Origin of the sequence: Microcystis sp. MC19 (assembly GCF_003019735.1) — a bacterium.
Lineage (GTDB): Bacteria > Cyanobacteriota > Cyanobacteriia > Cyanobacteriales > Microcystaceae > Microcystis.
Window position 1 is genome coordinate 3,358,989 of the sequence record NZ_CP020664.1, and the last position, 25,391, is coordinate 3,384,379.

The 25,391-nt window shown below is 41.4% G+C and carries 13 protein-coding genes and 1 tRNA gene; 2 read left to right on the forward strand and 12 right to left on the reverse strand.

The features are described from left to right. Window positions 1-69: 69 nt before the first annotated feature. The 6 genes from B5D77_RS17115 to B5D77_RS17140 all read right to left on the reverse strand — a co-directional run bounded on the left by B5D77_RS17115 (window position 70) and on the right by B5D77_RS17140 (window position 8,706). Window positions 70-1,647: an SUMF1/EgtB/PvdO family nonheme iron enzyme gene (locus B5D77_RS17115; protein WP_106909275.1), complete on the reverse strand. Its 1,578-nt coding sequence runs from the start codon at window positions 1,645-1,647 to the stop codon at window positions 70-72. Between the two features lie 426 nt (window positions 1,648-2,073). Beyond that, a complete protein-coding gene (locus tag B5D77_RS17120; protein WP_002761524.1) occupies window positions 2,074-3,369 on the reverse strand; it encodes a CO2 hydration protein in 1,296 nt (431 codons plus the stop codon). 57 nt (window positions 3,370-3,426) lie between these two features. Then, window positions 3,427-4,977 carry an NADH-quinone oxidoreductase subunit M gene (locus tag B5D77_RS17125; RefSeq protein ID WP_106910021.1) on the reverse strand — a complete coding sequence of 517 codons (1,551 nt, stop codon included), beginning with the start codon at window positions 4,975-4,977 and terminating at the stop codon, window positions 3,427-3,429. Between the two features lie 78 nt (window positions 4,978-5,055). After that, the gene (locus tag B5D77_RS17130; protein ID WP_106909276.1) at window positions 5,056-5,781 is read right to left on the reverse strand and encodes a carbonic anhydrase; all 726 of its coding nucleotides are present in this window, start codon (window positions 5,779-5,781) and stop codon (window positions 5,056-5,058) included. Window positions 5,782-5,861: 80 nt separating this feature from the next. Then, window positions 5,862-7,715: an NAD(P)H-quinone oxidoreductase subunit F gene (locus B5D77_RS17135; RefSeq protein ID WP_106909277.1), complete on the reverse strand. Its 1,854-nt coding sequence runs from the start codon at window positions 7,713-7,715 to the stop codon at window positions 5,862-5,864. A 46-nt stretch (window positions 7,716-7,761) separates the two neighbouring features. Beyond that, entirely contained in the window at window positions 7,762-8,706 is a 945-nt protein-coding gene (locus B5D77_RS17140; protein ID WP_106909278.1) for a LysR family transcriptional regulator, read from the reverse strand. A 316-nt stretch (window positions 8,707-9,022) separates the two neighbouring features. Between B5D77_RS17140 and B5D77_RS17145 the strand changes: the two genes are divergently transcribed. Continuing rightward, window positions 9,023-9,733, forward strand: a complete 711-nt coding sequence (locus tag B5D77_RS17145; RefSeq protein ID WP_004268392.1) for a Uma2 family endonuclease — start codon at window positions 9,023-9,025, stop codon at window positions 9,731-9,733. A gap of 278 nt (window positions 9,734-10,011) precedes the next feature. On the opposite strand, the gene grrM is transcribed toward B5D77_RS17145, so the two are convergent. The 4 genes from grrM to B5D77_RS17165 form a co-directional block, all read right to left on the reverse strand. After that, a complete protein-coding gene (gene grrM / locus B5D77_RS17150) occupies window positions 10,012-11,172 on the reverse strand; it encodes a cyclophane-forming radical SAM/SPASM peptide maturase GrrM/OscB (RefSeq protein ID WP_008203181.1) in 1,161 nt (386 codons plus the stop codon). 187 nt (window positions 11,173-11,359) lie between these two features. Continuing rightward, window positions 11,360-12,481 carry a murein transglycosylase A gene (locus tag B5D77_RS17155; protein ID WP_008203183.1) on the reverse strand — a complete coding sequence of 374 codons (1,122 nt, stop codon included), beginning with the start codon at window positions 12,479-12,481 and terminating at the stop codon, window positions 11,360-11,362. A 79-nt stretch (window positions 12,482-12,560) separates the two neighbouring features. Beyond that, the gene (locus B5D77_RS17160; protein WP_008203185.1) at window positions 12,561-13,892 is read right to left on the reverse strand and encodes a hemolysin family protein; all 1,332 of its coding nucleotides are present in this window, start codon (window positions 13,890-13,892) and stop codon (window positions 12,561-12,563) included. Between the two features lie 32 nt (window positions 13,893-13,924). Next, entirely contained in the window at window positions 13,925-14,218 is a 294-nt protein-coding gene (locus tag B5D77_RS17165) for a hypothetical protein (RefSeq protein WP_008203186.1), read from the reverse strand. Window positions 14,219-14,282: 64 nt separating this feature from the next. On the opposite strand from B5D77_RS17165, the gene B5D77_RS17170 reads away from it, so the two are divergent. Then, a tRNA-Ile gene (locus B5D77_RS17170) sits at window positions 14,283-14,355 on the forward strand. 130 nt (window positions 14,356-14,485) lie between these two features. Here B5D77_RS17170 and B5D77_RS17175 read toward each other — a convergent pair. Beyond that, window positions 14,486-14,998, reverse strand: a complete 513-nt coding sequence (locus B5D77_RS17175) for a hypothetical protein (protein WP_008203188.1) — start codon at window positions 14,996-14,998, stop codon at window positions 14,486-14,488. 40 nt (window positions 14,999-15,038) lie between these two features. Continuing rightward, entirely contained in the window at window positions 15,039-24,770 is a 9,732-nt protein-coding gene (locus tag B5D77_RS17180; RefSeq protein ID WP_106909279.1) for an FG-GAP-like repeat-containing protein, read from the reverse strand. Window positions 24,771-25,391: the final 621 nt, after the last annotated feature.

Sequence of the window (25,391 nt, forward strand, 5' to 3'; positions counted from 1 at the left end):
AAAAAATCGACCCGCCTAGCGGCGGGAAAAAGAGAAAAAGGGTAAAAAGGGAAAAAAAGGGAAAAAGGGTTACAGAGTCCTCCCAGCACCGCACACCACCCGAAAACCGAAGCTGAGGTGGCTGTCGCGGCGGCGGCTGACGTTGCGGCAAGCGGAACGGCAGACATTTGGATTGAGGCACCAAGAACCGCCCCGCCGTATGCGATAATCATTATCATTATCATTTATTAACCAAGCACTGCCATCCGTCGGCGCTCCGATATAGCTACTATGCCAATCGTCTTCGCACCATTCCCAAACATTGCCACTCATGTCATAGAGTCCCCAAGCATTGGGCCTTTTCTGGCCCACAGGATGAGTTGTCTTCTGAGAATTTCCGTCATACCAAGCGTAATCTCCTAACTGATTAGCATCATCACCGAAATAAAAGCGAGTAGTAGTCCCCGCACGACAAGCATATTCCCATTCCGCTTCTGTGGGGAGGCGATAGCTTTTGCCGGTTATTTGACTCAATTTCTGACAAAAGGCTTGAGCATCGTTCCAGTTAACATTTTCTACTGGATTTTGGGGATTATTTTTAAACCAATTTTTAAACCGAGAGGGATTGGTTCCCATTACTGCTTGATATTGTGCCTGAGTCACAGGATATTTACCAATCGCAAAACTGTTGACTTTAACTTGGTGTTGAGGCTTTTCATCATCCAAAGCATTGGGATCACTGTCAGGAGATCCCATGAGAAACTCACCTGCTGGTAAGCTCACCATCTCTAGTGTGACTCGATTGGGTAGGTTTTCGGTAAATGGAGTGGGTGAAGCAATTAGGGGTATTGGTGAAACAGGCTTTTTGAGTGCTTGTAAGGCATTTAAAACCTGTTGTGCAGTCCATCTTTGTCTTCTATCTTTTTGCAAACACCCTTCAATAATCGGTTTAAACTCTTTCGGTAAACTAGGGATTTGTAGCTCACAATTTATCACCTTTACCATTAATTGATTATTGTCATTATTGAACTTATAGGGAAATTGATTAGTCGTCATTTGGATTAACATAATACCTAATGACCACAGATCCCAAGCTGAGGAAATATCACCCCTAAAGGCTTCGGGAGGCATATAAATAATTGTACCGGTATTGTGGACTGTTTGAGTGTGGCTTTTGTTATTTAAGGTTCTAATTAAGCCAAAATCTGCTAACTTGTATTGTTGATTAACCTTGAGGATATTACCCGGTTTTAAATCTCGATGCACTTTATTTTGTCGATGAAGATAATTTAAGCCCTGAGCGACTTGAGCAGTAATATTTGTAATCTCATCCGCTGACAAACTGCCTTTGGCAATGTGATTTTCTAGGCTACCCTGTGCCAATTCCATCACTAAATAAAGCATCTCTGTCTTGAGAAAAGTAAATTCCCCCACCGCATAACTCTTAATTAAATTAGGATGTTCTAACTTTCTGGAATTTGTTAACTCAATTAATTTATCATCGCTACTTTCGGGGATAACTTTAATGGCAACTTCTTTGACCGATGTATTTCTGACCATTTCACTAGCATGAAATACACCCCCAAAACCACCCGCACCGAGAAATTTATTAAGACGATAGGGGCCTATTTGTTGCCCTTCTAACATCTTCATCATTTGGTCTAGCATAATAATAACTCCTGAATTAGCCAATTTTTACGTTCTGTAACTATCCTATTAAGTGGGTGGTTTTAACGAAGGCAAGAGGCAAAAGCTTTATCGAAATGTGTAATTAATTTTGCTTAGGTACTTAATACTAAATCTGACTATTAAATACTGATTAAGTAGGTGGGTGGAATTAAATATAAAATGAACGTAGGTTGGGTTGAAGCATGAAACCCAACGCCCGCATGGGTTACGCTACCGCTAACCCATCCTACAAATAATTGTGCCTACCTACTTATTTATTCCCTCGAGTAGAAAACGGGTTTTTCCGAGAAACCCGTTTTCTGTGGGTTACTCAACGGATTTAGTATTAGTATGACATTGGGTTTCGGTTATCTCATAATCAAAAAAGGTGGGCGATAAACCCACCAGAAAAATAACCCAAAAACCTTAACGATAATTAGGACTTTGGATATCTCTAAGACGCGCTTCGGGACGTTTAAATCTGTCCATTTGTGCCTCAAAGAATTGACGATTTTTCAGTAAATGTTTGGGATTAGGATCGTCGAGGGGATAAAGTAAAGCAGTGCGTAGAGCTTGAATAACTGCTGAAGTAACATTATACATCGAGCGCTGGAAACTAATACCCAATTGAATCAAAATATCGTCTTCCCCCCGGCAGTTTTGCTGATAGTAATCAATTAGATATTGGGGTAAAAAATGATACATATCATCCATTAACAAAGTGGGAGGAATTCCCGCAGTACCCACGGGGAAAACATCCGCATAAAGAATGCCATAGTGAAAGTCTTTTTGTTCGTCAGGAACCTGTTTTGCTTGGGCATTATAGGACTTTGTACCCCGGAAGGGAGCAGTACGATAAAAGACCGCTTCCACATAGGGTAAAGCCGCTTCATAAAGCCAAGTAAAAGCCTTTGATTTGGGGATAATTTCGTAGCATTGACCATCAATATAAACGTGATGATAAATCGGCCGGCCAGCGATGGCAAAAATGCCATTAACGAGGAAATTCATGGCATCAGGAACACCTTTAAACCCGCCTTCATCGTAGATATCGGACATCTCGAAAAATACCGGGGCCATCACTTCCCAGAATAGTCCTAAATTAGAGTAGTAGGACATCATCCGCACCTGTTCCAAAAACATATCGGGGAACAGGTCATAAAGTTTCATCATCACGGGATTTTTCTTGAAATAGGCCTTAATAGCGCGGTCGGCATTTTGGCGATATTCTTCTGAATCAAGATAGGCATCAAATAAACCCCAACCCATATCGCGGCCATGCCATAACATGGCTTGCATACAAGCTTCAGCAAATTCCATATTAACGCGGTCATGCCAGAGATGATGGATTAATCTGGGCATTTTTCTGGTTTTACCTTTATCCATGAATTCTAACAATTCAGGGTGAGCGGAACCCGTACCGCGCCAGATGCGTAAATCGGCATTATCGCCAGCGTAATGATTTTGTAGGTCTAGGTATTCTTGGGGCAGAAAATATTTAAAAAAGGGCAAAGGATCGAGGAAAACTCGTTCGGCAATATAGAGCAGATCTCGCCAATAAAAATCCATCGGCACGGCATAAGCTTTATAAATGCCGATAATTTGCATCAGGTTTTCGGGAGTATCCGGCAACATGGATCCACCCGCTTCTAAACGGTGGATAATGTCGGCGAATTCGTGAGTAGAAGGGGGAATTTTGGCTTTGATTAATGTCCCAGTCATAGTTTTAGGTAAAGTAATTAGCAGCGGTTACAATAATTCGGAAACAGCAAGGGATAACTAACTATTACTCAAAAATTTACCCCGATTCAACCAGTTGGTTTTTGAGGACTTTTGCGGAGATTTTTTGAAGACAAAACTAGGTTTTGCTTCTCCCGATAAGCTGGCAACCATCGAGTTAGTGGTGGGTTCAATCCAACGGACTAAATAATTGGGTTGAATACCTAAAAAGACGATTAATACCATTAGGACAAAAGCGGGTATAGTTTCCGATTTCAGGACTTTGGGATAGTAGGCAAGTTTATTATCCAATTTACCAAAACAGGTGCGATTAAGCAGGATAACAAAGTAAACCGCCGTTAAACCGGAAGCGATGATACAGAGAACCGTCTGCACGGGAAAACGGGAGAAACTACCCTGAAAAACGATAAATTCCGCCACAAATCCCACTAATCCGGGGATCCCAGCGCTGGCCATACCGGCGAGAATTAATAGGGCGCTAACCAGGGGTAAACCGCGAATTGGGTTCATTAAACCGTTTAAAACGTCTAAATCTCTAGTTCCGGCTTTGCGTTCGACGATGCCCACCAGATAGAATAAGAGGGCGAGAATGAGACCATGGCTAATCATTTGCGCGACGGCACCAAGGACGCTTAAACCCGTGCCGGCGGCGGCTGCTACCAGTATATAGCCCATGTGACCGATCGAACTGTAGGCCACCATGCGTTTAATGTCTTTTTGGGCAATAGCGCTCAAGGCCCCGTAAATAACGCTAATAACGCCGATAATTGCCAGTCCGGGGGCGATTAAAGACCAAGTTTCCGGGAATAATTGCAGACCAAAGCGAACTAAGCCATAAGTACCGAGTTTAGCGAGGATACCACCTAATAAAATTGCTGTAGCGGGGGAAGCTTCCGTATAGGCATCCGGTAGCCAAGTATGGAGAGGTACGAGGGGGATTTTGATGCCAAATCCCACTAACAGCAGAGTTAAGAGCAGTAATTGGGTTTTTTGGGAGAAATCGGCGGTGGAGAGGGAGGAATAGTCAAAAGTACCACCGTTGAGGAAACCTATCCCTAAAAATGCCGCTAGGACTAATAACCCAGAGACAGCAGTATAGAGAAGGAATTTAATCGAAGCATAGCCACGTTTTTCGCCTCCCCAGATAGCAATCATCAGATAAAAGGGGATTAATTCTAGTTCATAGAAAACGATGAACAGCAGCAGGTTTTTGGCCATTAATGCCCCAGAAACCCCGGCGTTAATCAGGAGGATTAGGATGTAATAAAGTCGGGGACGCTCTACTTTTTCTTCGGTACTATAGATAGCTATTCCTGTCAAGAAACAGTTTAAAATAATTAACGGTAAGGACAAACCATCGACTCCGAGGTTATAACTTAAACCGATTGGTTTTGCCCATTCGCGGTATTCAGAAAATTGAAAGCCATTACTGGTTAAGTTATATTGGGTCAGCAGATATAAAGACCAAAGGAGGACGGCGGCAACAAAAAAGAGGGTAATTTGACGTAATTTTGCTGGGGCAAATTTATCGGGGAAAAGACCGACGATAATTGCTCCAATTATTGGCAACCAAAGCAGGGTACTGAGCATATTGGTATCGATCGAATTTATAATGACTGGGATGAGAAAAGGATTAGCCAAACGACACGATGACTAATCTAGAATTGACTAAATTAAACTCACTTTGCCGGTATCGAGATCGTAGTAGGCTCCAACAATTTTTAATTGTTTCTTATCTACTAAATCACCCATGACTGGGGACTTGCCTAATTTCTCTACTTGATAGATAACATTGGATTTAATTGCTCGCTCAAGTTTGTTAGAACCGGGTTGTTTTTCAGCCCGATCAACTCCCACCTGTAGGCCATCGATCAAACGACCGATTTGACCGGGGAAACGACCCCCTTCAATGGTGGCTTTTACCGCTCCACAACGAGAATGACCAAGGACAACAATTACCTTGGCTCCTAATACCAACGTGCCGAATTCGAGGCTACCAATTTCTTCGGAAGTGGCTAAATTTCCCGCTACCCGACAAACAAATAGATCTCCTAATCCGCGATCAAAAACGATTTCTGCCGGTACGCGAGAATCGGCACAGCCCAAAATTGCCGCAAAAGGGGCTTGACTTTCGGCCACTTCTGTGAGCCGAGTTTGATCGCGGTTAGGACTTTTTTTTCTTCGTTCCCAGAAACGTTGATTGCCTTCCATGAGCATAGTTAAGGCCTGGTCTGGGTTCAATCCTTGATTTTGAGCCGTTAGCCATGGCTGGGAATTAACAGCAGTTTGGGCGTTAGTTTTGGACAACTGAGAACCCAAAACAGAGGCGGCTAGACTGGTTCCCAAAAAACCACCCCCATAACGGATTAATTGGCGACGAGAGGTATTGAACATAGGTAATTGTTTCCATTAATCAGGACAAATCCTATTGTCAAGGCCGGGGATGCTAAAGAAAAGCCTAAGTTATCAAATCTTTAACTGAAAACTAGAGAAATTTGTGCTAGTAGGGGCCAGCAGATGATAATACCAATCAAAGCCACCCCCAAAATAATCGACAGAAAGTAAAATTGGGTCTGTCCCGAGACGTTATATTTCAAACTCTGACCACCAAAAACCGTGGCTAATCCCACCAAATTAACGATGCCATCCACCAGAAAGGTATCGATCCAGTTAATAATTTGCGAGATTAATCCGATGACAAAAACGATGGTGACTTTATACAATTGGGCGGTATAAAGGTCGTTGGCAAAGAAATCTTGAAGGGCTTTCGGTTGAAAAACGATCGGTTTGGAGATATTTTCATTCAGATAAATATAGGCTGCCGGAATTACGCCCGCAGCAGTGGAAAGCACCAAGAGAAAAGCCACTCCCAGATTTAAGTTACTTGGTAATAAATGCCATTGCGCTAATAAAATCGGCAAATGAAGGGCGAAACCCATGGTCACAGTCATGGGGATAACTAAGGGCCAAAGAGCTTCCGGAGAGCGCAGGGTCATCGGTTTGATTTTACCGCCAAAGAAAACGCAAAATTCTCTAGTGACACTAAAGGCAGTTAAGGCATTGACCAACAATAGCACTAATAACAGTAAACCACTGATTTCTGCGAGGCGATCGCCCATGCGGGCTAAGGACCAAAAACCACCAAAGGGAGGCAGTGCGACTAAACTAGCGGCACCGACGAGATAACAAATGCCAGAAACGGGACGACGAGACCATAAACCGCCGTATTGGCTTAAATCTTGGCTGATATTATTCCAAACGATGTTACCCACCACCATGACTAACAGGGACATAGCGATCGCATAAGTAAAGAGTAACACTAAAGCGGTTTCCGTTTGTCCGGTGGCCACAGCGATAAAAATCAGTCCCATGTAGGCACTGACGGAATAGGAAAGGGAGCGCTTGACATCGATCTGGGCGATCGCAATTAACCCCGCACCGATAGCAGTAACAGAGCCAACAATGATCATCACCTGTAAGGTTAAGGGCGATAATTGTAGCACCGGCTCTAATTTCACCAATAACCAAGCGCCAGTGGAAACGACGACGGTATTCCGCAGAATTGTCGCTGGCATCGGTCCTTCCATGGCCTCATCTAGCCATAAATGCAGGGGAAATTGAGCGCATTTGCCCATTGGACCTGCAATCAGGGCTAAACAGAGTAAATTAGCCACATTGGGGTTTAAATTGGCTGTAGCCGCCCATTCTGCCAATTGGTCAAAGTTCCAGGTTCCCGCCAGGGGTAAAAGGGCCACCACTCCCATCAACAGGATTAAATCGCCAATCCGTTTGGTTAGAAAAGCATCCCGCGCCCCCGTTACCACCAGAGATTGATTGAACCAGAAACCAATCAGTAGATAAGTGCCGAGGGTGAGAACTTCTAGCACACAATAGCTGAAAAATAGCGAATTACAGATAACTAGGGCGCACATACCCCCTTCAAAGAGGGCGACGAGAGAATAAAACCTTGCCCAACCCCAATCCATTTCTAGATAGGCGATCGCATATACCTGAGCGGCGAGGTTTAAGCCGGTAATTAGCAGTAAAGCCCCGATATTAACGGCCGAAATCTGCACATCTAAAGATATGCTTAAATCTGCGGCATTTAGCCAATTAAATGCTATAGATTGCGGCGGACGACCCCAAACGGCGAGCAAAGCAAAAAGACTATGCAAAAAAGCCCAGCAGGTCATGATCAAGTTCAGATAACCGGCCGGTCGCGGGCCGGTTTGCCGGATAATACCGGGAGACCAGGGTAGAGCGAGAAGTGCGCCCGCAAGGGCATAAAGAGGTACCAACCAGATAGTCTGGCTGAAGGACTCGAACATATAACCACCTCAAGAAGAAAAATGATCCTGAATTAAAGTTTAAGGTTTAATGGGTCACTAATAAGCTGTGATCATTTTTTAACGGGGCATGAATGGGGATGGTTTGACTAGCTTCCAGCAGGTATTTGAAAAAAGCATCGGCAATCACGGAAAGTTGTTTTCCGGCCAGGTAACAAACGTACCAATTGCGCTGAATTGGAAACTGTTCCACGTCGAGGATGGCTAATTCGCCGTTTTCTCCTTCCGAGATGAGAGTGTGCTTAGATAGTACCGATATTCCCAAACCGCCAGAAATAGCCTGTTTGATGGCCTCGTTACTGCCTAATTCCAAGCGCACCCTAACTTTAATATCGTGGAGATTAAATAATTTTTGTACCGCTTGGCGGGTTCCAGATCCCGATTCGCGCATAATAAAAGGTTGATGGTTGAGGCACTCAAGGGGCAGATTTTTCTGGCCCACCAAAGGATGATCTCGTCGCGCCACCACCACTAGGGGATTTTCGAGGAAAGACTGAGAACAAAGTTCCACTTCTTCCGGCGGTTGACTGAGAATATAGAGGTCATCCTCGTTGTTTAACATTCGCTCTTGCAGTTTCTGATGATTAGTCACTTGCAGGGCGATGTCAATACCGGGATACTGTTGACAGAATGCCCCCAATAATCGCGGTACAAAGTATTTAGCGGTAGTAATTACGCCTAAAGTCAGCTTTCCCTGTCTAGTTCCCTTAATATCGGCCACTTTCATTTGAAAGTTGTCCAATTTATCAAAAATCTCTTGACAGGTGAACAGTAATTCCTGACCCGCTTCGGTTAAAAATAAACGTTTGCCAATTTGCTCGAATAGCGGTAAACCCACAGCTTTTGTGAGTTGTTTGACTTGGGTTGAGACGGTAGGTTGAGTGATAAATAACTCCTCGGCCGCCTTGGTAAAGCTACTGTGTCGAGCGGTAGCCTCAAAAACCCTTAACTGGTGCAGGGTTGCCTGTATCAAGTTCTTATCCTCTTCTCAATAACAACTATTTGTCACCATCAATCCTAACGTCTTTATAGATTCTAGTCAATTAACTTTTTGATAAATATAGACTCTACTAGATATAACCGCAGCTTAAGACCTTTTGTAGCTGTCAGCTTTTTTCTCCCTCCTCCCCTCCTCTCCACTCCCACACTCCCGCACTCCCCCATTACCCCATCTCCCCCACTCCCCCATTACCCCATTCTCCCCACTCCCCAATTCATAATTCATAATTCATCATTCATAATTATCTTGCTACAATCAGAAAACAACCATCTATTAAAATTAAAAGACAATGGTTAGTTATCTTGATATTGACGACGATCTTCTTTTCCCCGATAGTGATGGTCAACCGATGGCAGATAATACCGAACAATATGAGTGGATTGTTAAAATTAAGGAGAATTTAGAAATTATCTTTGCCGATGACCCTAGGGTGTTTATTGCTGGAGATTTACTCTGGTATCCTCTGCGTTCTACTTTGGTTTCACCGGTTGCTCCCGATGTGATGGTAGCTTTTGGCCGTCCCAAAGGACGAAGGGGTTCCTATCGTCAATGGCAGGAGGAAAATATCGCTCCTCAAGTGGTTTTTGAAATTCTATCACCGAAGAATACAAAAGCAGAAATGAGTCGAAAATTAGAGTTTTATGACACCTATAGTGTAGAAGAATACTATTTATATAACCCGATGCGCTGTCGTTTACAAGGTTGGCAAAGACAGGGAGAAAATTTAAGAGAAATTATCCCCATCAATGACTGGATAAGTCCCCGCTTAGGTATGCGTTTTATCTGGGATAAATCTAGTTTAGAATTGTACCGTCCCGATGGAGAGAAATTTTTAACAACTGTTGAGTTAGAGTCTCAAATGCGTCAAGAAAAGAAACGCGCTGATAAAGAAAAGAAACGCGCTGATAAAGAAAAGAAACGTGCCGATAAAGAAAAAAAACGTGCGGATCGACTAGCGGAACGCTTACAGGCGTTAGGATTAACCTTAGAAGAAGAATAATACCATGCCATTACTTTGGAAAAATGGTATTTAGATTAAGTTTTTTCATAGGTTATTAGTAAACAATAATCAGTGAACTGATAACTGATAAGTAGGTAGGCGTTAAAAATTATCAGATGCCCCCCTTATTAAGGGGGGATCCCCCCGCCTATCGGCACCCCCCTTATCAAGGGGGGCAGGGGGGATCGAACCTAAAATCCATTTTTAATTTAATTATAACCAGCTACTTAACTGATAACTGATAACTGATAACTGTTTACTGATAGCTAAAAAAATCTTTAAACTTCTAATAAATTTTCTAGGCGATCGAGAACGATATCGGTGATACACTTAATCCGGTATAAACAGGCTTTAGTATCTGTGGAGTTGAAAGTGCCATTTTCCCAGTATTTGTTACTACCAGCACCACCCCCACAAACCCCAAAATAATCGCAGTTTTGCCGACATAAATCGACTCCAGCGCGCATATCAGCGTAAATTTGTTGAAATTTCTCAGTTTCACAGATAGATTCTAGGGAATCGGTCAAAACATTACCAAAAATAAAATCGCCGTAGGGTTGAGTTTTAATCGATAGTAATTCCGGATCAAAGGTGGAAAAATTACCTTGATTATCAAAATTGACAATCATAAAAGGTCGATTCATATCAGTATTTTCTAAGCGTTCATCGGCATAAATCAAACTACAGATCGATTCAAATTCCCGCAGCTTAAATTCTCCTTGTTTGACCGTGACTAACTCCCAAAATCTGGCGATAAACTGGCGATAACGTTGTTCAATACCTAATTTATCTAAGGAAGATTGTGAATGAATCCCCTCGGTTTCTTCCATATTAAAAGCCACATCGGTAAGACCATGATCCCAAAAAAAGTTAAAAATTTCGTCGGGATAGTCGAGAGAATCTTCTGTTAAAACAGCGATGATACTCACATCAATTTCATGTTTTTGCAAGAAAGAAATCCCCCGCATTGTAGCAGCATGACTGCCAGTTCCCTTGCGGTTTTGCCGGTGGATATCGTGAATAAAAGCTGGTCCATCAAGACTGACTCCCACATAAACATCATGCTTTTTAAATAATTGACACCAAGCATCGTTAATATAAGTGGCGTTAGTTTGTACTGAATGACGAAAACAGTAACCCTGCTGATTATATTTCTCGCTAACTTCCGCAATTTTAGCAAAGGCACTTTCATAAAAACTGATGGGAACTGCTAAGGGTTCGCCGGCGTGCCAGCAAATGGTAAAATTATCTTGGAGAAAACGACTACTAAAAACCCTCTGAAAAATCGGCTCGATTAAATCTAAGGATAGGGTATTTTTTAAATGGCGATCGGGTAAATAACAGTAATCACAATTGAGATTACAAAAAGAGGTGGGTTGCACGACTACTAAAGTAATTGGACCACAATCCGACCAATCTATATTTATGGTTTTTTTCATGATTCTATTGTTTAAGTTCTCACTTAAGTTATGATAACTGATTCTGGGGAGTCTATCTTAATTTTACCTATAGTAGAGCATTTTTCAGTCTGCTGAGGTACAAAAGTTATGGATTTTAGGCAAAAGGCAAGAGGCAAAAGGCAAGAAAAATAGGTGTACCTCACTAGCTTAGGAAACGCTATATTTCCTATTCCCTCAATAATAAATAATATAATTGACCCGGAGTATTAATTAAACCGGCTCGCTCACCCGCATTTTTTCCTGTTCCCATAAAAATATCTACCCTCCCAGTACCTTTAATTGCGCTGCCAGTATCTTGATCGAGAACATAGCGACTCACTAATTTTTTATTAAGATTTCCCTGGGGAATTTCTGTCTCAATTACCGCTAAAGCACCGGGGGGAAAAATACTTTTATCTGTAGCGATCGATCTTTCGGGTAAAACCGGAACTCCAATACTACCAGTGGGAGGCGCACCGTGGGTTTCTCGAAAGAAAATAAACCGATTATTGCGGGGGATATAATTCTTTAATTGCTCAGGATTACTTCTGAGAAAATCCAAAACCATTGGTAAGGTTAAACCCTCGGCGGGAAAAATACCATCGGCAATCATTTCTTTTCCCAGACTTGTGTAGGGATGCTCGGTATTGCCATCAAAACCAATGCTCATAATTTGACCATTAGGTAAACGTAATTTCGCCGAACCTTGCACATGAACTAAATAAGCTTCTAAGCGATCTTTTAACCAGACTAACTCGTATCCCGCTAGACGGCTATTTTCCCCCAGTAAACCATCTTTTCCCTCTAATTCTACCCTAGCTGGATGGGGTTTAGACCAGCGAGAAAAGTTAGAAGGTCGGCGATAGAGAGGATATTTATACTCGGCGGTTTTTTGCCGACTTGCTTGATAAATTGGCTCAAAATAACCAGTAAATTTAACATTTCCCTGGCTATCCTTACCTAAAGAACGATACCAAATAAATTCTTTTTTAACTGCCTTTTGTAGAGCTGCGGGAGTGGGAGAATTCTGCACTAATTGACGAAAACGTACTAAGGAACGCTGCACTCGCTGACGAGTTATTTCAGGAATAGGATAATTTTGATAGGCGCGGATCGCCGCCGAGCTATTCAGATAACGTAAACTATGATCGATCGCTTGTAGTAGGGTTTTTTTGTCCGTTGGCAGTCGTTCATCGTATCCCGTAGATGTTGCCAATTGTGAGATTTCAAAACGTTCTAGGGGCAAATTTGCTGGGGTGAGGGCAATTAATCCCAAGCTGAGGGGGAGGAGTGTCAAAAGGTGTTTCATGGTGATAGGAGTGGGCAGCTATTGACTCGGTTAACAATCAAGAAGGATAAATGGGAAAAGTTATTTCTTGTTTATATACTTAGGATGGTTGTTGACGATAAATCTTAATTTGTTCCAAGCGAGGTCCGACCTTAGAAATGATGGTAAATTCTAAATTTTGGTAATATAATTGTTCTCCCACCCTCGGTATTTTTTGCCAATGATGGAGAACAAAACCGGCTAGGGTTTGGTATTCATCGGCCAAGGGTAAACTTAAATTTAATGCTTTGTTCACCTCCTCTAAATTCATTTGTGCTTGTACGAGAAAAGTTGATTCATCGAGGAGTTGATATTTTACTGTTTCCGATTGATCCCTAGAAGAAAAAGTTCCCAGAATCTCACCAATTAAATCTTTTAGGGTTAATAAACCGGCTGTTCTGCCAAATTCATCGACAATGATAACCATCTTTAAGGATGATTCCCGCATTACTGTTAGTAATTCATTTAAAGCAGTGGTTTCAGGGAAAAAACGCGCAGGTTTTAACCAAGGTTTAATCGGGGTTGTTAAATTTAACTGACCTTCGGCAAGGGGTAAAGCTAAATCTTTAAAATCGATCAGACCACGGATATCATCACCGGAATCTCCTGCCACAGGATAACAAGAATAGCCGCTATTAACTACTTGTAGCAATAATTCCTGAAAAGTGGCGGTCGAGGGAATAGCTATTAAACGGTTATGGGGAACCATGATTTCCGCGGCAGTGATTTCGCTAAACTGGAAAACATTATTTAAAATTTTCCTTTCCGCTGCTTCTAATCCCGTTAATTCCCCTTCCATGCTGATAATTAATTGTAATTCCTCGGAAGTTACCCGACTAGAACGCTGTAGATCCACTTCGGGGATACGGGTTAAAACCAATAAAAAACGAGTTGATTGATTAAGAATACCGATAAAAGGCTTAAAAATCCTGGAAATAACCCCAATAGGTGCTGCTAATAATCGCGCCATCGGTTCGGCATAAATTAAAGCTAGGGATTTGGGATAAAGTTCCCCAAAAACTATCTGGAGATAGGCCACGATTAAAAAAGCTAGACAAAGAGAGAAACCATGGGAGAGAAGATTTTGCCAGTTTAAAGAAAAGGGTAAAAAACTTAGTAATTTCCTCACAAAAACGGTCATGGTACTCTCCCCGATCCAACCTAAAGCTAAACTAGAAAGGGTGATGCCTAATTGAGTAGTGGAAAGTAAGCGATCGAGACTTCTTTGTAGAGATTGGACCGTCTGCGCTGGCACATCTCCCGCAGCCACTAGCTGACTGATGCGGGTACGACGGACAGACACAAGCGAAAATTCCGCCGCTACGAAAAAAGCATTGAGGACGATTAGTAAAAAGACTAAAATTAAACGAGTCAATAAATCCTGATTATCCATAGCGAAAAGGCAAAACTCGCCTTTTTTAAAGCCTATCCTTTGGTTTCGTTCTTTGATTGCGGTTTGTTTTTCTGTTGTTGCATATAAACTCTCACTCTTTTCAGCACCTCTTCTTCCTTCACGGGGATAAAAGTTTGATTGCGACCATAACTGGTGCGATCGTTGGTAAACTTTTTAGCGGGGTTGATATCCGGTTGACTGACTCCCTTCAGGGAGGCGAGTCCCAATTGATAGGCTACCCAACCGCTACCGAAGCCGGCGGCTAACATGGCTACCATCAAAAGGAGTCCTAACTGCAAGGAGGTGCTGATTGCAAATTTTTTCATCTTGGTGGGGCTGAATTTTCACGTTCAGAGTAATTACCGATCTATAATGAGTTAATAGTATAACCCAGGGTTGGCCGAGCGGTTGAGGCAACGAACTCATAATTCGTGCTAGGCAGGTTCAACTCCTGCACCCTGGATAGTTTTGAGCGCTTCAGGCGATCGGCTTTGACTGCACTAGAGTCAGTTAATCTTGTCCTTGTTGGTGCACAATACAATCTTTTTAGGCTGCCGCATACTTACCCCAGCCTAGGCCTTTTTCAGCAAACCCTAATTAAATCTTGATCTGACCACTAGCAGTGTACCAAAAGCAATCAGTCCCAAGCTCAAGTTAGGTTCGGGGACGGTAGTTGGGGGATTTGATGCACCTGTAACAGAACCACTGACGATATCACCATTAAAATCACTAACAAAATTATTTAATGTAACTGTCCCTCCTGCTGTAGTTAAAAAGGGAGAGTTAAAAACTAGAGATAGACTATTAGAGCCATTAACCCAATCAATAGATTCTATACCACTGCCAATAGGATTGGCTAAACTAATCTTAACTAAGTCAGCTTTCGTGAAATTGAGAGGGCCAATTATAATGTTACTAAAAGTAAGACTAGGATTTGCACTATTTTCCTTGTCGATGGTGAAACTACCGGTAATCGGATTAGTTCCCGCCAGAGAACCATTATTCATTGTCCAAGTCAGTGCTTGAACTGGTATAGCGGTCGATAAGTTACTAACAAGTAGGGTTGTTGTAGCAGCTAAGAGCAAGTTGGGTCGGTTGATTTTCATCTTGTTTATCCGAAGTTAAGTTTTGGTTATTGGTGAGTCATTAAAGAGAGACAAACCATTCAGGATGATTGTTCAATCCCGTGAGGGAATTACCGAGATTGTCAGTGACATAAGCTAACACTTCAGTTCCCCAAATAACTTGATTGCTGTTAAAGCTTAACTGTCCGAAATTGAGTCCACTGAGAGCCAATTTATCGCCTTCAGCAGAGTTGAAATCAAGAATGTAGTCGCTACCATTTCCTGACTTGAGAACGAAGCTATCAGCACCCGAACCGCCATAGAGGAAGTCTAAACCTAAACCACCATCAAGTAGATCATCTCCTTCTTCTCCATAGAGTTTATCTATATTTCCCTCACCATAGAGACTGTCATTACCAATTCCACCTTTGAGAACATCTCGTTGGTTGGAACCGATTAACAAGTCATCACCAGCACCACCTTCTAGACGGTAAGTACCGGGTTTACCCAAAGCATCGATGCGATCATTTATTGAGGTTCCTTGAATTATACCGCCGCCGGGGGGAACTAATACTGGGTGGAACACTTGTAGGGTGAAATTTGCACTAATATTTGCTCCCAGCTGATCAGTTGCAGTTACTTTTAGATTCAGATTACCAACATCTTTGTAAGCAGGAGTTCCACTGAAAGTTCGGGTTGTTGGGCTAAAGTTTAACCAACTGGGTAAAGCATCACCGTTACTGACGGTAGCTGAATAAGTCAGGCTATCGTTTAGATCAGGATCAAAAAAGGTATTATCAGAAATTTGGAAGTTGAAGGGGATATCTTCTATGACGGTTTGAGCGGCGATGGGATTTTGGATAATTGGTACAGTATTATTTAGGGGAGTAAAGTTAATTCCCTGTTGAATCCAGACCTCAATGGCAGTATTTGTAATACCATAAATTTCATAAACTGCTCCCTCATAGGCATCAGAGCCTAATTTTGCCCAAGGTACAGTGGAAGGATCGGAGTAATAAGCACTTGAAGCAACACCGTTAATCAACAGCTTTTTATTGCCGTCGAGCATTTGCAGCAAGCTAGACTTATTAAATTGAACGGAATTATTGTAGCCAATATCAACAGCTTCAATATTAAACAGATGACCAGTATTAGCATCTAGATAAAGCCGAGTTTGTTGGCCGACTGTTTGGGGAATAAAGATAGTGTCAAAACCACCACCTCCATCAATTTTACCGATAGTTTTACTATCAGTTCCGTATTCACCTCCTAAGCCAATTTGATCATCTCCTTCACCACCAAAAGCATAAATCTGAGAAGTGTTAGCGGTGGGAATTAACATAAAGTCATCGCCATTTTGACCCCGCAACACAATCTTAGGAGTAGTAGCATTGGAGGGAATGGTAAAAACATCATTACCATTAGTTCCATCAAAAAAGGTAAAGGTTTCAGCGCCACTATTTTGTTCGTCTGCTGTTAACCAATCTTGACCATAAACTACATAGGTTAAGTCATAATCGCTCGTATCAGTAATGATGATGTCCTGATAACCGTCACCATTGACATCCCCACCCGTATTGGTTTGATAAGGTAGGGTTCGATTAGGCAAGCCTTGAATAGGAATCTGATTTTGCCCGTTACCGAGAACAATGGTGTTACTATTCAGGCTGGTATTGGGAGGTGTTGTGGGTGTATAAGGTGTAATTTCGGTTGATCCTAATTGGATGTAACTTTGAGTAAAAGCAGTCCCCTGGTCAAAAAGAATATCGTCAAAACCGTCAGCATTTGTGTCGCCAACGGCAACAGCAGGAGAAGGAAGATTACCAGGTTTGTATAGATTCCAAGAGTCTTGGTTATAATTAATATTTGTTTGAAATTGTCCAAAATTGTTGGTTGTCCCTGTACCATATAAGATGGTAGAGTGCATAATAGGATAAGCTTGTTGACCATCTATAATTGACCAAGATGTTTGAGCGATAGATATTAATGTGTCTTCAATATTGTCAGAGTTAAAGTCACCAGAACTAATGGATGAATTTATAGCCACCGTGTCTGTAATCTCGAACCCATTCCCATTCCAAGTACCGCTATCAGTCCAAGGAGAGTTCAGAAAACTCAAGGATAGCTCAGAAAGGGGTAGATGAATGTCATTATTGAATTGGTAAACACTAACCTGTGTTTGGAGTTCTACCTCGGACTGATAGCCATTAAACGCATATTCAAGGGTGATTATTTCCTTGACTCCATCGGCGTTAATATCCGCTACTCCAATCCCCGGAGCATAGCCTAATGTACCAAGACTATAACTCTGGAATTGGGAACTCAGCCCACTCGCTGAACCCAAGAAATATTTAATTTGATAATCTAACATAAATTCAGTTAAAACGATTAAGTCATCATAACCATCGCCATTAATATCTCCTGCACAGGTTTGAATAATAGGAGTAGTAACAGTATCAGGGATATCGAAAGAGTATAAAGTCTGACCTGCAATAATATTGCTCGTGATACTATTACCCATATTCACAAGCAGTTCTGTGGTATTACCATTTGTTTTATTGATACTCGCAGATGCTATATCCTCGTAACCATCGGCATTAAAATCGCCATGAGCAATCAAATTTGTGCTAGGAGAGGTGATTAAATTGGTAGCGGGTAAATTACTATCATTGGCGGTGAGAGTATAAGTCCTTTGTCCGCTGACATTTGTTAGGGTGCTTGCTCCAAAAGTCAGTTGATTTTCTGATGGGTTGATAGAAGAACTAACATTAACAAAATCATCAAAACCATCCCCATTAACATCTCCCACCGAAACCCCAGGATAGGGATTAACTACAATAAAACCATTATCACTGCGAAGATCATTAACATTCAGGGAAAGACCACCTTGTAACCAAGGATGTCCAATCGCCACATAAGCCTCACTATTACCATCACCATCGTTACTACTAGGAGCACCCAAAATAATATCATCTCCCCCAGTAATAGAACCGTAATCGCCATTAATATCACCAATCCCATTAAGATTCTGACCCACATTACCTGCATTAGAAGGATTACTATTACTTAATGGGTTAGCCACCCCTTGGTATTGGAAAACACGAGAATCTGTCAGATTGGGATCGAGATAAATTGCGCCACCCGATGAGAAGGCATTTGTACTACCAAAGACTATATAGGCACTACCAGCATTACCATAGCTAAAAGGTGCGCCGATGAGTAAATCACTAATTTTGTCGTTGTTAATATCACCTCCATTAGCAACAGCCCACCCCGCTTGTCCTAAAGCTAAATTCCCTTCAAATGTCACTCCTTGACCCGCGCCAATAGAGGCTAAACTTGAAGGTAATGAACCAGAGTTTCCAAATATTACATAAACTTTGCCGAGATTAGTAGTACCACCAACCGCAGCATTAGGTGCGCCTATTACTAAATCTAAATGACCATCTCCATTCAAATCTAGGCTGGTTATCGCATTACCAATTCCATCATAAAAACCGTAGTTTGTAGCAGGATCACTACTGGGTTTACCTGTACTTGGATTCAGTTTACCGTTAATTTTTCCACTGGTAAAGCTGGTTATGCCATCAAAAACCCAGTTAGTTGTGCTAGAAGTGCTGGTTAAGTTGATAGATGCGTTGGTATTTGACCAATTAAATTGGGTTCCTGATAATACATAAATTGCACCGCCATAACCGCGAATATCTTGAGGATTGCTGGGATCACTTACTGGATTAACGACAGGTGCTCCGATGGCTAAATCAAGTTTACCATCTTCATTCAAATCTAAAACCTGTACAGCTGACCCTAAACCTTGACCCGCACTGGGTGCGTTAATGGTAGCAAGAAGACTGGTGGTAATGTTGTTACCCGACCCAGATAATTGATAGACTTTCACCTGATTACTTAAAGGAGAACCCACTATTAATTCAGGTGTTCCATCTCCATTTAAATCTGCTAAAAGGATCGTTTCTCCAAACCCATCGCTACTATTTCCTGTGAGTGGTGATGCGGCTAGAGTATTAAGAGCTACGGTGCTACTGGTGTTGGGAATTACTGTCTTATCGAAGATATAAATATTACTATCGTTCGTTCCCCCGCCGTTAGTTAAATTGGGAGCAGATATCCCATACCAAGTATTAGAAGAACTAACCCAAGAACTAAGACTGCTACCACTTTGGGGAGAGGCGGATGTAGAAGGTGTTCCCCCAGTAATTTTAACTACTTTTTGTGTTGATTGAGGATTATCTAAATCAAGTCCTTGGTCTGAAACTTGCACACTAGCAGACCCAAAAACCAAATATACACTACCGTCACTATTATTAGCTCCTGGTGCTGAAATCCAGAAATCATCAAGGGGTGCATTTTTATTATTACTGTTGGTATCACCGTTAACATTTCCCGCACTACCTAAAGCCTGACCTAATTGATCATTGATTGGACCAATCATGGAAAACCCACTATCTATAGCCAATAAGTTAATCGTTTGGTTAGTATCCTGTAAAGTGGCGTAAGCGGTTAAAGTGGTTTGTTGACCATCTTGGAGGATTAACTTAAATTTCTCCTTGAGATGTTCTAATAAGTTATCGTCAAAAATCTTCACCTCAATGGTTTTGCTGGTTTCACTGGGAGCAAAGGTGAGGGTTCCAGCTTTATGTTCGTAATCGGCTCCGGCGGTGGCGCTAATATCTACTGTGTGATAATTTAGGGTTTTGCTAGTATTGATGTCACCTGTTCGAGTGATGGTAAAAGTCACTTTTCCTTCATTTTCTTTGACGGTTTTATGACTCACTGAGAAGACACTGTTACTGGTGCTACCGGTGGTGGGATTACTAATGACATTATCAATCTGATCCGGTGGTGCCGGATTAGAATCTGTTTGGATAGAATTAGCCGTACTCCAGTTATTTCCGTTATAAATACTTTGACCAAGGCTAGAAGTTCCTGTTTGAGAATCAAGAACTACCCAATTTAAGGTGACGGCATTGTTAGCGGCATTGTTAACATTGATGCTAGAAAAACTCAAATTAGAGCCGGAAAGTGTAGCAACGCTAGATTGATAGTTTTTCCAACTTCCTGTTGTTCCACTAGGTACCCAAAAGGCGACAGATAAGCTAGTTTGAGCCGTTTCTTCCGAACCTGTGCTGGTTGTCCATAAAGCTAGAACACCATAGGGAGTTGAGGTTAAGCTTTGTACAGATTGACCGGGTTGTAACCAAGGGATAGCGGTAGGATTTGAATTATTCGTGTTGAAGTTCCCATTATTTACCTGTCCGATGACATAGTTGGAGGTGATGGTTTGTTGTAATTGATTGAGAGCATCACTAGAAACTGTATTCGGTGCTCCTATTAATAAATCAGCTTTACCATCATTATTTAAGTCTCCTACGGCGCTAACAGAAGACCCACTGAGTTGATTTGCGCCTCCTTGACCGATTATATAACCCTGAACAGTTGTGCCGATGTTACTAACATTAATACTAGCAACAGTGCCAATATTGTTACTGCTTCCTCCGTAGATGACGTAACTTACACCGGCTTGATTATTACCACCATTGGGTTCAGCAATCAGTAAATCTCCTACACCATCACCGTTTAAGTCGCCAGCACCGGTAACTTCGGTTCCAGCACCGATAATAGTAAAGCCATTTGTTCCATTGATTCCAGAGAAACCGATACTGTTATTTTGGCTTGTAGAAAGACTGGAACTACCAAAAAGAATGTAGCTATTTCCCGCAATATAATTTCCATTAGCATCTTCAGTGGCGGGATAGCCAACAATGACATCGTTAATACCGTCGTCGTTAACATCACCTGCGCTACTGACTTGTAATGGTGCAGGGTTGTCTAAATCATTAAAAATAACGAAGCCTTGACCCGGGTTAATGGTTCCTAAGTCTAGGGTTTGAGTGGATAAATTCGCACCAAATAGTATAACTGCGGCTCCTGTTCCACCAATGAGTAAATCCGCTTTGCCATCCTGATTAATGTCTGGAATTAGAGCCGTGCTAGTTATATCTAGCAGGGTTTCTCCATTAATTGCTGAGGTACTGTTAGTCAGGGTAATTGTCCCGCCTAGATAACTTTGAGTGGTCAAATTAGAATTGGGGTCGTTAGAGACAATACTATCGCCTTGGTTTAAGCGACTAACAACTGAAGTATTCGGATTTGCGCCATTATGGAGAGTATAAATATTATCTCCTTGCTGATTGCGAATATACAGCCCCCCATCTTCGCCCAAAGCAAGATAAGCCCCCTGATTTCCCGCTGTATTAGTTGACCAGTAAGGGAGTGGAGCTAAACCCGCCCATTCATAGAGGACAAAGTTGCCGTTTGATTCCATCGCAGCTTGATAGTAACTTGCGTAGTCAGGTTCTGGGACTTGATTAGCCGTATTGCTATTCCATACCTCAGTATTAGTCGTTTGATTAAATAAGACTAAATTACCGCTATTGTCGAGGCTCAGAGTAAATAACTCATTGGCAATTTTTTGGGATAGAATTAGCGTAATTTCCCCGGCTTCTTGATTAGCGTTAGGAGCGCTGATAGCATAATCTGCTTGACTATCTCCATTAAAGTCGTAACCTCCTGTTACTACTTCACCAAAGCGGTCACCAGCTTGTCCATTGGGGTTAGTAATTTGTTGTCCGTAAGCAGGATTATTGCTGAGTAAAGTATCAATATCAGTGAGGCTTTGAGGAGTCTCAAATAAGGTTCCTCCATAGATTAAATAAGCACCTCCTTGATTATTATTTAAACCAGGCGCACCAATAATCAAATCACTCTTGCCATCGCCATTGACATCTCCTGCATTGGCAATACTATAACCCAATTCACTCAACGCTTGTCCTGTTAACAGCAAGCCATTACTACCCAAATTATTGAGGTCATTAACTTGGTTATAGTCTTCTGCAAACACCACATAAACTCCGCCTTGTTCATCATCAAGATCTGGTGCAGTCATGGCAAAATCAGCTTTACCACCGCTATTAACATCTCCTAAAGCGGTTACGGCTTGTCCAAAACTGGCAAAGTATTCATTGTCTAAAGTCCAATAAAAACCCGCAGCGTTAGCATTGGCAGGATTTTCTGAGAAAGTCCCTAAATCAACCTGATTATTTTCTGTTTGTCCATATACTACATAAACTTGTCCGGGGGGTGTGGTGGCAATTTGCTGTACGGTAGGATTATCAATTGATTCATATTGCCAAGTAATGACAACATTACCATTAGTATCTAGGGCAATATTTGGGCTTTGATTTGCTCCGGCTGTATTTGAGATAGCTTGTAAACTGCTGGCATTCCAGTTAACACCATTACTTCCTAATGTTCCATTCAAAAAGTATAAGTAGGAAAGATTAGCTGAATTATCATCCACACTGCCTGTAAATGTGCCGTAAACTGTTGTGCCATCAGGGGCAATAATGTAGGATATATTACTACTATCGATTAAATCGTTGACATCTTCTCCTAATAATGTAGCGTAACCGGGTTGAGTTAGATAAATTGTGGAATTTGGTTCTAATGAAACACTGACAGGTAATCCTCGGTTATTTTGAGTGACAGTGCTTTCCCCGCTTGAGCCTTTATCAAGAATTCGGATATAAGAACCATAAGAAATAGAAAACAAAAAGAAGTTAAATTCGGCCTTCACTTTATTAGTATAAACCGCTTCTTCAAAACCACTGGCATTAAATTCTTCTGTTTGAACGCCTTTGACGGATACGTCAATAAATCCCTTAAGCACACTAGCCTTAAGATAAAGACCGGTACCTATTCCAACATTAATAGTTCTATTATCACTTAAAGCATCGTCTAAAAAGCTAAAAAATTTAGTTGTATCTAGATGCCATTTGAGATCAGAATTAGGAGTTTCTTCTGTGGGAGGATTACCGTTTTCATCAACCAATTCAAAAAAGTAATCACTGGCTTGTATGCTTCCTAATTTGGTTGTATTACTGTCAAATTCAATATCCGCCGCCGCCGCTATATCTATTTGAACTACTGGCCCGCCACTAAGACTCAAAACTCCAGCTTCACTAAGTTCATCTAATGCTTCACCCGCCGCTGTTGTAAAAAGCAAGTCTAGGATAAATTGAATAGCATTTACTTCTAATTCAAATTCACCCCCTGCTTTGGCTTTAACACTAGAAGGATAGCTACTAATTTCTTCCCATTCCCCACTACCTTGAGCATAAGCCGACAAATCCAAAGAAACATAGCCTTTGAATAGACCAGCAGCAAGACTATTAGAAGTTGCCGTACTTTGAGCTCCTCCTGCTTCTGTACCGACAGTTAAACTAAGTCTTAAGCTATTAGCCGCGACGGGAGACTGACTGCTAAATTTTTGAGTAGTAGTATCAATTTCGGCACTGATATTTAAAGAAAGACCGCGCAGTTTTTTCAGTAGTTTAGCGAAGTTACCTGTCTCGAAACTAAGTGAAGTATCAGAAGGGAGAGTGATAATTCCCGAGGCTCCATCCAAAGCACCTGGAACAATTGAGTAGGTAAATTCTGTTCCTTTGGGTTTAAAGGTTAATTGATTGGCGGAAGTACCTGTTACCGGCAGTTGACTAACATCAACTACTTGACTCACTGTTTGATTATTTTTTTGAGTTGTTACTAAAATATTGTTATTGTTTAAAGCGACAACCTGTAAGTTTGTATCTGCTATTTCGTCGTTGGTAAGTTGTGTTGGAGAACTCCATTGATAGCCGCCATAAATCGAGGGACTCAAAGACGATGTATAAACTTCTGCATTATTGCCACTTCCCCCTATCCAAGAAGCAACAACTCCTCCATTTTGTGTCTTAGTTAAGGTTAAATTGGCGGCGCTTCCTTGACTTTGGGTTCCAATCCCACTATTAAGCGGTGTCACCCCGACATATTGACCATTAGTACCAGAGGGTTGATAACCGTAATAAATTTGACCATCTTGATTCCATAAGGCATGGGTAACTCCATTACTGTCTGTAACAGTCGTCATACCAAAGGGTTGGCCACTGGTGTTGTTTAAGCCTAAAATTGCGCTAATATTGCCAACCTGATAAGGAATACTTTGATTTGTTATTCCGTATAAAATTCCTGTTTCATCAATTTGAATTTGACTAAAAACGGGTAAATTGGGAATGACATTATCTAACTCAATAAAGGTACTAGCAGCACTTGACCAAGCATAAATGTTTCCGTTATTGTCTAAGCCTAATAGGGTTTGACTATTGAGTGAAACTATTTGTTTAAAGGCTGGATTATTACCCCCATTAAATAGATTAAAATTCGTTCCATCCCAACTGTAAAGACCACCTTGATTATCTAATGCCCAAACCGAGCCATCCTCTTTTCCTGTTGTAATCTGAGTAACACCACTCAGACCAGTACCAAAACCTGCGTCAAATTGTTGTGTCGTTGTATTCCAGACATATTGTTGAATGCGATTAGACAGATCGAACTTGATAATTGTCCAAATCTCATTATCATTAATAGCAGAAAAAGAAGCAAAAAAGTCTGTATTGGTGGCTGATTGCACTAGAATTGGAGCTGCCCATATCTGAGAAGTGCTATTCCAAGACGTTAGATAATAACCCGCTTGTCCTGAAATATTCCTGTAAAGTAAAAAATAAAAATTACCCGCATTGTCAGAATCTATACCAACAATCTGACTTGGTGCTGGAATGCTAGACGTATCCATTAAACTATAATTTTGAGTGGCATTATCCCAGTAGTAATATTGCCCATTTGTCGTAAGAGCTAATCGCTGAGTAGAATTGCTCACGATAGTTTGTTGAATCGTACTATAGTCTATCAGATTACTCATGGCGATTTAGTGTTCTAGATAAATTGGGAACAGATAAGCCTTTTTCTCTCTTTCTTACTGGGGTTGAACGGCTTAAATTTTTAATAAAAACATTGTAGCATTTTTCCAGATGTCAATACTGTCCAGGGTGATAGCATCTCAAACGCTATTAACAATTGGCCAATTTTGTGATCCGCGTGGGCAATTCAAGTGATACCAGTCAATCAGAATAGTTACGAAATCTTCATAATTTGGTCGATTTTTGCTTACCCAGAGGGCAAATTCTCCTCAAATATGCCTGAATCGCTCTCTGGGTAAGCAACTTACATAAAGTTCATTTTGTCAAGGATTGTTAAGATGCGCTTACCCTGCAATACTGTCTTAATCAGAAACGTTGAATCTCGTACAAAACTTTACATTTAAGAACATAACAACCCCAAAACGCCATTTTTCAAATTGAATAGACAATTTTCCTAAACCAGTGTACATAGCTGATATGTTGACATATAAAACTCTGTAAATAGCGAAGTTTATCTAATAAGCTTTTTTCAAAATCTTCCGCAATATCAATTAATTGTAAAATTAGGTAGGCGATAATAGAGCTATAGATTTGTTGTAGGCTCTTCGTTACTATTTATGCTA

What these genes read in the sequence shown, in the direction of transcription:
- B5D77_RS17115 (WP_106909275.1), bottom strand. Translation starts at nt 1,647, where the DNA reads ATGCTAGACCAAATGATGAAGATGTTAGAAGGGCAACAAATAGGCCCC.
- B5D77_RS17120 (WP_002761524.1), bottom strand. Translation starts at nt 3,369, where the DNA reads ATGACTGGGACATTAATCAAAGCCAAAATTCCCCCTTCTACTCACGAA.
- B5D77_RS17125 (WP_106910021.1), bottom strand. Translation starts at nt 4,977, where the DNA reads ATGCTCAGTACCCTGCTTTGGTTGCCAATAATTGGAGCAATTATCGTC.
- B5D77_RS17130 (WP_106909276.1), bottom strand. Translation starts at nt 5,781, where the DNA reads ATGTTCAATACCTCTCGTCGCCAATTAATCCGTTATGGGGGTGGTTTT.
- B5D77_RS17135 (WP_106909277.1), bottom strand. Translation starts at nt 7,715, where the DNA reads ATGTTCGAGTCCTTCAGCCAGACTATCTGGTTGGTACCTCTTTATGCC.
- B5D77_RS17145 (WP_004268392.1), top strand. Translation starts at nt 9,023, where the DNA reads ATGGTTAGTTATCTTGATATTGACGACGATCTTCTTTTCCCCGATAGT.
- grrM (WP_008203181.1), bottom strand. Translation starts at nt 11,172, where the DNA reads ATGAAAAAAACCATAAATATAGATTGGTCGGATTGTGGTCCAATTACT.
- B5D77_RS17155 (WP_008203183.1), bottom strand. Translation starts at nt 12,481, where the DNA reads ATGAAACACCTTTTGACACTCCTCCCCCTCAGCTTGGGATTAATTGCC.
- B5D77_RS17160 (WP_008203185.1), bottom strand. Translation starts at nt 13,892, where the DNA reads ATGGATAATCAGGATTTATTGACTCGTTTAATTTTAGTCTTTTTACTA.
- B5D77_RS17165 (WP_008203186.1), bottom strand. Translation starts at nt 14,218, where the DNA reads ATGAAAAAATTTGCAATCAGCACCTCCTTGCAGTTAGGACTCCTTTTG.
- B5D77_RS17175 (WP_008203188.1), bottom strand. Translation starts at nt 14,998, where the DNA reads ATGAAAATCAACCGACCCAACTTGCTCTTAGCTGCTACAACAACCCTA.
- B5D77_RS17180 (WP_106909279.1), bottom strand. Translation starts at nt 24,770, where the DNA reads ATGAGTAATCTGATAGACTATAGTACGATTCAACAAACTATCGTGAGC.